A 1,922-nucleotide genomic window follows, 5' to 3' on the forward strand; every position below is an offset into this window, starting at 1 on the left:
CAGAATGGCGACCGCGTGGTCTTCACGCTGAAGGTGAACGCCAACGGCTCGTACGAGTTCAACCAGTTCGACCAGCTCGACCACATCGGTCAGACGAATCTGGACCTGCCGATCAAGTTCGGCCAGATCGTCCAGGCGAAGGACTTTGATGGCGACAGCATCACGCTGGGCGAAAAGTTCACGATCACCATCCACGACGATGCGCCGGAACTGAAAAATGTCGTGAAGGTTACGGCCGACGAAGACGATATCGCGAGTGCTCTTTCGTCGGGTAATCATCCCTACGACGGCCTCGGCGATCTTTCCGGTACGGAATGGCCGCTGGGTGCGGTTATCACGCAGGGCACAGCAGCAGATGCTGTTTCGTTCGGTGCAGATGGCGCCAAGGCTGGTGGCGGCTTCTCGTTCGCATCGGATGCGCTCTCGACGATGACGACAGTGGGTCTTTCGTCCAAGGGCGTGGGCCTGTCCTACACCTATGTTGGCGGCGCTCTGGTGGCTTATGCCAACGTCGCGGGCAATGCGGGCCTTGGCCTCGGCGACCGTGTGGTCTTCACGCTGACGCTGGACAAGTCGACGGGCGAGTTCGTCTACCGCCAGTATGACCAGCTCGACCATGTCGCTGGTGGTGGCGAGAACACGGCATTGAAGGTTCCGGGTGGCTCGATCGCGGGCATCGACTTCGGTGCCGTGATCGAAGCGACGGACCGTGACGGCGATACCGTCGGTCTTGACGGCAAGATCATTGTGACTGTCGTCGACGACATGCCGGAGACGTCGATCTGGACGGATAGCACGGTTCGTGTGGACGAGACGGGCGGCAACAACGACGACAACCTGACGGACCCTGTATCGCGTTACTTCGCGTCGCAGCTGTTCACGGCCGTCGGTTCCAAGGGCAACGATCCGGACATGTCGGTTCGTTATGCCAAGGATGACGTGGTGGACTTCTCGATCGACGGCGGCGCCGACGATACGGGCTTCTTCACGGGTTCGGTGAATGGCTCGCTGACGCTGAAGATCAATGACCTGGATTCCGGTCTGTTCACGACTGATGGACAGCCGATTACGCTTTCGAAGGAAGGCGAACTGGTTGTCGGCCGCATTGCAAACGGCACTGCCGCCTTTGCGATCCATATGGACAGCAGCGGCCAGGTGACGGTTGCGCAGTATCTGTCGCTGAAGCATTCGGCGACCGGCAACAACTTCGACGACAGCGTCAACCTCGGGGACAAGATCTCTGCGGTTCTGTCTGTGACCGACTACGACCAGGATACGGTGGAAAAGACGATCGCGATCGGCACCAAGATCGCGTTCGATGACGACGGCCCGTGGGTCGGTTCCAACAGCACGGTCTATGTCGAAGACGATGATCTGTCGAACGGCATCGAGGGCGGCACCAACGACGACTTTGCGCCGCGGAACGTCACCGGCGTTCTGTCGCATGACTTCGGCGCCGATGGCGGCTCGATTGCCTGGGTTGCAACGTCGACGGCGACGGCCGGCGGTGCCACTGGGTTCGCCTACGAACGGAGCGAAGACGGCACGCTGCTGATCAAGCAGAACGGCACGACTGTTATCACGGTGTCGCTCGACGCTGCGACCGGCGAATACAAGGTGACGCAGGTTGCGCCGCTGATGCATGCGAACGGCGACACCGAGAACAACCAGACCTTCACGCTGACCTACAAGGTCACCGATGGTGACAACGACAGCATCAACGGCACACTCACCATCAATGTCGATGACGACATGCCGAAGGTTGCGAACGCGGCTGTCATGGTGACGGCCGACGAAGACGATATCGCGAGTGCTCTTTCGTCGGGTAATCATCCCTACGACGGCCTCGGCGATCTTTCCGGTACGGAATGGCCGCTGGGTGCGGTTATCACGCAGGGCACAGCAGCAGATGCTGTTTCGTT

At 60.0% G+C, this 1,922-nt stretch carries 1 protein-coding gene; it reads left to right on the forward strand.

All coding sequences use genetic code 11. From position 1 onward, the window contains the following. Nucleotides 1-1,922, forward strand: a 1,922-nt coding sequence (locus tag DFO46_RS23990) for a DUF5801 repeats-in-toxin domain-containing protein (protein WP_210210650.1), incomplete at both ends; no start/stop codon positions are given.

Source organism: Rhizobium sp. AG855 (assembly GCF_003610655.1).
GTDB classification, from domain to species: Bacteria; Pseudomonadota; Alphaproteobacteria; order Rhizobiales; family Rhizobiaceae; genus Allorhizobium; species Allorhizobium wuzhouense.